Here is a 6680-nt window from a genome sequence, read left to right on the forward strand (position 1 = left end):
GGCGGCGGCCCGGATACGGGCTGCCGCCTGTTTAACTGTTTTGCTTGCAGGCCGCCATTTTGGTGAAAACAAACTGGAAGATGCGGTCGCGCTGCCTTTCGGTAATATCAATAAATTCAATGCCGATGTGGTAAATTTTGCCACCCCGGGGCGATTCCACGGTTTCGCAGCGGCGTACCTCGGCGGTGAGCTGGAAATCATACACCATTTTTTTCACCGGCAGACTGAACTTGACCAGGATCTGCTCCCGGGGCTCAAGCGGTTTTTTATGGGCGATTTTGGCCCCCCCGGCGCTGATATTGAGCATTTCCGCCCGGCTGAACAAAGGCTTCTGGTCGGGCAGTTCGGGGACCGGGGCGATCTCGATGGCGTGCAGCAAATCCAGCCGCACATAGCGCCGGCTTTGCTGCCGGATTACTTTTTCCGGCATGGCCAGAGCGTAAAGCGGCACATTGTCCCGGCGCAGGCCCACCACTGTAGTGTCAAAGAACAGTACCTGCTCGGGGGTAGGGACGCGCACGCTGACGGCATCGCCCACATGCAGAGTGAGCGGTACCTGCTGGGCGTAGGGCATGGTGATGAAAAAACGGTCACTTTTAAAATCCTCGATGGAGGAGGTATAAAAGCCGCTGTCGCCGCGCTGGACATATATTTTCTGGCTTACCTGGGGGCGAAAGGTGATGTCGGCCATTGCATTCTCTCCTGTATCTGGCCCGGTGTACCGGTAATCCGGTTTGCCGGGCTGTTCTCCGCAAGACACTGGTATAATTTGACGTTGTGATGATAAAATCCTTTTAATTTCATGTTCCGGAGGGTAAATTTATGAGCAAACTGTGGGGAGGTCGCTTTGAGAAAAACACACACAGCCTGATGGACGACTTTCATTCCTCCATCTCCTTTGACTGCCGCCTCTACCGGCAGGATATAACCGGCAGTATGGCCCATGCCGCCATGCTGGCCCGGTGCGGGATCATCACGCCCCAGGAAGGCGAACAAATTATCAACGGGCTGAAAGAAATACTGGAGGACATAGAAACCGGCCGGGTACAGTTTTCCACTTCCGCCGAGGATATCCACATGAATGTTGAACTGCTGCTGACCCGGAAGATTGGAGCGGTGGCCAAAAAGCTGCATACTGCCCGCAGCCGCAACGATCAGGTGGCCCTGGATGTGCGCCTGTACCTGCGGGAGGAAATAGATCAAATCAGCCGGCTGCTCCGGCAGCTCTGCCGTCAGCTGCTGGATTTGGCGGAAGGTCACCTGGAAACCGTCATGCCCGGTTACACCCACCTGCAGCGGGCTCAGCCCGTAACTCTGGCCCACCATCTGCTGGCCTATGTGCAGATGTTCCGGCGGGATCTGGAGCGCCTGGCCGACTGCCGGCGGCGGGTCAATGTGCTGCCTCTGGGAGCGGGGGCGCTGGCCGGCACCACCTTCCCCATTCAGCCCGAACTGGTGGCCCGGCAGCTGGATTTTGCCGCCCTGGCCGAAAACAGCCTGGATGCGGTGAGCGACCGGGATTTCGCTGTGGAGTTCACTGCGGCGGCGGCGCTGATCATGGTGCATTTGAGCCGTTTCTGTGAGGAGATTGTGCTCTGGTCCAGCGGCGAGTTTGCCTTTGTGGAGGTGGACGATGCCTTCAGCACGGGCAGCAGCATGATGCCCCAGAAGAAAAACCCCGATGCGGCTGAACTGGTCCGGGGCAAGGCCGGGCGGGTTTTCGGCGATCTGCAGGCGCTGCTGGTCATGCTCAAAGGGCTGCCTCTGGCCTATAACAAAGATATGCAGGAGGATAAAGAAGCGCTTTTTGATGCCGTGGACACGGTGAAAAAGTGCCTGCTGGTCTTTACTCCCATGGTGGGCAGCCTGCGCTTCCGCAAGGAGAACCTGGCCCGGGCCGCCCGGGGCGGCTTCACCAATGCCACCGACCTGGCCGACTACCTGGTGGGCCGGGGGGTGCCCTTCCGGGAGGCCCACGAAATGGTGGGCAAAACCGTGCTCTACTGCCTGCAGCAGGGTAAAGCGCTGGAGGAACTCACTCTGGAGGAGATGCGCCAGTTTTGCCCGCCGGTGGAGCAGGATGTCTACCGGGCCCTGGATATTGTCCAATGTGTCTCCCGCCGTCATGTCCTGGGCGGTCCGGCTCCTGCCGCCGTGAAAAATGCCATTGAGCAGGCCCGGAAAGCGCTGGAATGAGCTTTATCGACCCTTTATGCCGGATGATTTATCCGGTAGAAAATTTATAAAACTTCGTTGTTGGTGGCAGGATTATTAAAACTTATGTCAAATAATTACTAATAACCCAGGTAAATGGTTGGGGTAGCGATATATCGACAGTGTATTCAGTCAGTCCATAATTTTATTTTATTTAGTACATAGTAAAGGCTACGTAAGCCTTCCAGACTGGCAGAAGCCGGTTGGGGGGCTTGTTTTTTTTACAGCCCTCATGTTAAAGAATCCTGGTAACGCGTTTTAAAAAACAATGTTTATAGGGGATTTATAGGGGATGGACATGCTTTCGTACCTGTTTAGGCGACTATTTTACTTACTGCCCGTTTTGCTGGGTATTTCCCTGGTTACCTTTGCTCTAATTAAGTTGGCTCCCGGTGATCCGGCGGAAGTGTTGCTGCGGGCTTCCGGCACCGAGCCTACGCGGGAGGCGGTGGCTGCTTTGCGCCGGGAGCTGGGACTGGAAGAACCAGTGCATCTTCAGTACTGGCACTGGTTGCGGCGGGTGCTGGAAGGGGACCTGGGGATTTCCTACCGCACCGGCCAGCCGGTGCGTGAAGAATTGCTGGAGCGACTGCCCGCAACCGTTGAGCTGGCCGGTGCGGCACTGGTATGCATGCTGCTGCTGGCCGTGCCCGTAGGGGTGGGGGCGGCGCTGTATCGTTACAGTTGGCCCGACCATTTGGGCAGGTTGCTGGCTTTGATCGGAGCGGCCATGCCTTCCTTCTGGCTGGGGCTGCTGCTGATCTACCTGTTTTCGGTACGCTGGGAGTTGCTGCCCGTCATGGGGCGGGGTGGGCTGGAGCATTTGCTTTTGCCTGCATTGACTCTGGGGTTGGGTATGGCAGCGGCCTATGCGCGTATTTTACGGGCGGGGATGGTAGAGGTGTTGGAGCAGGAATATGTGCGGGTGGCCCGGGCCAAGGGTTTGCCCGAGCGCCTGGTGGTGGGCAAACATGCATTAAAAAATGCTCTTTTGCCTGCTCTGACTCTGCTGGGCATGAGCCTGGGGCATCTGCTGGGTGGTACGGTGATTGTGGAAATGGTTTTTGCCTGGCCGGGCGTGGGGCGCCTGGCTGTAGAGGCCATATTCAACCGTGATTATCCGGTTATCCAGGGCTATGCCCTGATGATGGCGGTTATATTTGTGTTATTGAATACCCTGGTGGATCTGCTGTACAGCTGGCTGGATCCCCGCATTCGATGGGGTGGTGAAAATAAGTGAACATAACAGCCAGACAGATGCCGGACGTTAAAACCGGTGAGAATCTATTGGAAGGCCAAAGCCGGCATGTGTCCACCAGGGCCCGGGGGCTGGTGGGCAGGTTGGCCAAAGACAGGATGGCCCTGCTGGGGCTGGGAGTTATAATGCTTTTGGCCTTGCTGGCGGTGCTGGCGCCGTGGCTGGCCCCCCATGACCCTGTGCAAATCAACCTAGAGCAAAGTTTGCAGCCACCAGGAGGGTCATACTGGTTGGGTACCGACCATCTGGGGCGGTGTGTATTTTCCCGCCTGCTCTGGGGGGCCAGGGTGTCGCTGGGCACGGCGCTGCTGGCGCTGGGGGCTATTTTATTAATCAGTCTACCTTTGGGATTGCTGGCCGGGTACTGTGGCGGCCGGGTGGATAACTTGATCATGCGCCTGGTAGACGTGGTGCTGGCCTTTCCCGGACTGATTTTAGCCCTGGTTATCTCCGGCATGCTGGGACCCGGGTTATTGAACATGATGCTGGCCCTGGCCGGTGTGTGGTGGGCGGAGTATGCCCGGCTGGTACGGGGACAGGTGCTGGCAATCAAAGAGCGGGATTTTGTGCTGGCAGCCCGGGCGGTGGGAGCCGGTCCGGGGTGGCTGATGCTAAGGCATCTTTTGCCGGCAGCGCTGGGGCCGGTGATTGTGCTGGCTACGCTGGACATGGGCAAGTTAATACTGGCTATTTCCGGCCTGTCCTTTCTGGGACTGGGGGCCCAGCCTCCTACTCCGGAATGGGGCACCATGCTGAGCGACGCCAGACCTTACTTGCAGACCGAGCCCCGTTTAATGCTGGCTCCCGGTTTGTGTATTATGCTGGTGGCTCTGGCTTTCAACCTGCTGGGGGACGGATTGGCGCAAGCGCTCCATCCTCAGGAAAACAAGTGCTGTTGGAAGGGCGGATAACCCGGCTTAAGGAATCTTTTCTCCCTTTCGTCACACAAGGAAAAAGGGGGGAGATTAACACATTGTTCAAGGAGGAGATGCTCAATGCCCAGGGTGGTAGTTTGTGGGCGCGGCGGCAGTGGTAAAAGCACACTGGTGGCTCTGCTGGCCAGAGTGCTGGCCGATCAGGAGCGTGTGCTGGTGGTGGACGCTGATGAATCCAATCTGGGTTTGGCAGCAATGCTGGGTGTGCAACCGGCGGAGAGCACCTTGCTGTCCTGTCTGGGCGGCAAAGAAGGAGTGCGGGACAGGCTCTTGGCCAGTTTGCGCCAGGATGTCAGCAATGGCGAGAAAGTAACCGGCATTTTTTCCCGTCCCCTGACACCGGAAACCGTACCGGCGGAATGTACCGCCCGGCAGGGTAATCTGGCCCTGCTGCGCATTGGTAAAATCCAGCGCAGTATGGAGGGGTGTGCCTGCCCGGAGGGGGCGGTGGCCCGTTCGCTGCTCAATGCTATGCAAACCCGCAGCGATGAGTGGGTGCTGGTGGATACGGAAGCGGGAGTGGAACATTTTGGGCGTGGCCTGCTGGAAGGAGCAGATGTCCTACTGGTGGTGGTGGAGCCATCACGGGAAGCACTGGAAACCGCTCGCCGTGTGCAATCCCTGGCAGCTTGTTTGGCGAAACCAGTTCTGGTGGTGGTCAATAAAGCTGGCACGGAGATGGGGCGCTACCTGGTGGAGCAGTTGGCGCAGGATCACCTGGAGCCGGTGATCGTTTTGGAAAACTCTCCCGAGATAATGCGGGCTAACCTTTACGGGCAAATGCTGGATGTTCCTCTGTGGTCGAATCGCTTGTTGTTGCTGGCAGAACGGTTGAAAAGTTCAGCTAGTTAGCTGAATCATCCGAGAGAGTATTTATAGACCAGCACGGGGAGGTAATTTTTATGAGAGACAACAAAAAATATATAATTATTAATATAGCGTTGGTGTTATGTTTTGCGCTATTGTTTAACTTGCTCTGGGTGCCCGGTGAATGGGGGCAGGGTGCTCCAGCTTGCGCTCAGGAAAGACAGCAAGTGGCAACAAGTTTAATGAACCAGGCTGGTAAAAAGATCGGCGAGGAAGCCCAAAAACAGTTTCCCCGGGGAAAAAATCTGCTGGTGCTTACCAATGCAGGTTATGCTCAAATAGCCGGTCAAACAACCCTGGGGGCACTGGAGGGTATCCGGCAGGCAACCGGTTGCAGTGAGGGTCTGGGCAACCTTTTGCGGGTGCATTCAGCCAGTACCCGGCCTCTGTGGTTTTTCTTCTTTGAACCGGCTAGCGGGGAGGGTTTATATTGTGAAGTAAATTCAGCAGGCCTGGCAGACCTGATTGCCCAGAACAAAAATAGCGTTGCTGACCTGAATAAATTAATCAGCAAAAAAGCCAAAGAAAATGTTGCTGCTGCCAAACTGTTGGCCAATCCAGCCGCGTGGGATAAAAAGGTGCAGGAGAAGATCTTCAACGGCTTGGAGTTTGCGCTGGTTACCATAGCAAATGGTGTGGCCCGGGGAGCTCCTCCGGAGCTAGTGCAATCGATGCTGTTCCACGACCACTACTGCCCGGGGGTAACCAGTGGATATTTTATCGCCCGGTATCTCCAGAACAATTTTCCCCTGCGTGATGGTGAAAGCTACTATATAATCGCCTTGCCGCCCTGGTGCAAGGACGATGCCCTGCAAGTCATGCTCAACACCACACCCGGCAAAAACGGCATGGCTGTCTTGCCGCTCAAGGATCGGAGCATACTGGCCGATGCATACAAGAGTATGGCAGGGGTTTACTTTCGCTACAACAGCAAAACCCAAAAAGGTGAGGGAGTTGTCCTGAGCTTCGATTTTAATAAAATCAAAGAGTTGACCGGTGTGGATACCGGCAAAGGTTACCCCTGGGAAACACGCCTGAAGGCGGATTTACTGTACCTGCCCTATGTAAACAAACCGGAACTGTTTGTTCAGGTGTTGAAAAAATTTGAGCTGGCGCCCAATGAAGAACCCCAGGACTATGTGCAACCGGGAGTTAATCCGCTTACCAAGTTGGGTTTGCTAAAATGGCAATGGCAATGGTAGTTGTTAAAAAAGCCCTGCTTTACGCAGGGCTTTCAGCCTGTAGACAAAGCTCCAAACAGAGCAGGGTCTACAGGCATTTTTGTTGTATTTTTATTTACAGGAGGAAATTTATCGAGGTGAAACGTTGATGCTGCGAAAAAATCATCATCAAGGTGTTGATTGTCAACAGAATTGACCCACTATGTGCAAATAAAATTGATCCAC

The 6680-nt window shown here is 55.5% G+C and carries 6 protein-coding genes; 5 read left to right on the top strand and 1 reads right to left on the bottom strand.

All coding sequences use genetic code 11. The features are described from left to right. Positions 1 to 31: 31 nt before the first annotated feature. A complete protein-coding gene (locus ACUVTU_RS05950) occupies positions 32 to 691 on the bottom strand; it encodes a flagellar brake protein (protein WP_445889046.1) in 660 nt (219 codons plus the stop codon). A 131-nt stretch (positions 692 to 822) separates the two neighbouring features. Between ACUVTU_RS05950 and argH the strand changes: the two genes are divergently transcribed. The 5 genes from argH to ACUVTU_RS05975 all read left to right on the top strand — a co-directional run bounded on the left by argH (position 823) and on the right by ACUVTU_RS05975 (position 6476). Next, complete coding sequence (gene argH, locus ACUVTU_RS05955; protein WP_445889047.1) at positions 823 to 2196, top strand: argininosuccinate lyase; 1374 nt, start codon at positions 823 to 825, stop codon at positions 2194 to 2196. Between the two features lie 310 nt (positions 2197 to 2506). Further along, entirely contained in the window at positions 2507 to 3454 is a 948-nt protein-coding gene (gene nikB, locus ACUVTU_RS05960) for a nickel ABC transporter permease (protein WP_445889048.1), read from the top strand. Further along, a complete protein-coding gene (nikC, locus tag ACUVTU_RS05965; RefSeq protein WP_445889049.1) occupies positions 3451 to 4383 on the top strand; it encodes a nickel transporter permease in 933 nt (310 codons plus the stop codon). Before nikB ends, nikC begins: the two co-directional genes overlap by 4 nt. An 84-nt stretch (positions 4384 to 4467) precedes the next feature. Further along, on the top strand, positions 4468 to 5259 hold the full coding sequence (locus tag ACUVTU_RS05970) for an ATP-binding protein (protein ID WP_445889050.1): 792 nt from the start codon (positions 4468 to 4470) through the stop codon (positions 5257 to 5259). 197 nt (positions 5260 to 5456) lie between these two features. After that, positions 5457 to 6476, top strand: a complete 1020-nt coding sequence (locus tag ACUVTU_RS05975; protein ID WP_445889051.1) for an FmdE family protein — start codon at positions 5457 to 5459, stop codon at positions 6474 to 6476. Positions 6477 to 6680 lie beyond the last annotated feature (204 nt).

It is taken from the genome of Desulfurispora sp. (genome assembly GCF_052744395.1).

Excerpts from the sequence above, each read along its gene's own strand:
- ACUVTU_RS05950 (WP_445889046.1), bottom strand. The coding sequence starts at position 691 with ATGGCCGACATCACCTTTCGCCCCCAGGTAAGCCAGAAAATATATGTC.
- argH (WP_445889047.1), top strand. The coding sequence starts at position 823 with ATGAGCAAACTGTGGGGAGGTCGCTTTGAGAAAAACACACACAGCCTG.
- nikB (WP_445889048.1), top strand. The coding sequence starts at position 2,507 with ATGGACATGCTTTCGTACCTGTTTAGGCGACTATTTTACTTACTGCCC.
- ACUVTU_RS05970 (WP_445889050.1), top strand. The coding sequence starts at position 4,468 with ATGCCCAGGGTGGTAGTTTGTGGGCGCGGCGGCAGTGGTAAAAGCACA.
- ACUVTU_RS05975 (WP_445889051.1), top strand. The coding sequence starts at position 5,457 with ATGAACCAGGCTGGTAAAAAGATCGGCGAGGAAGCCCAAAAACAGTTT.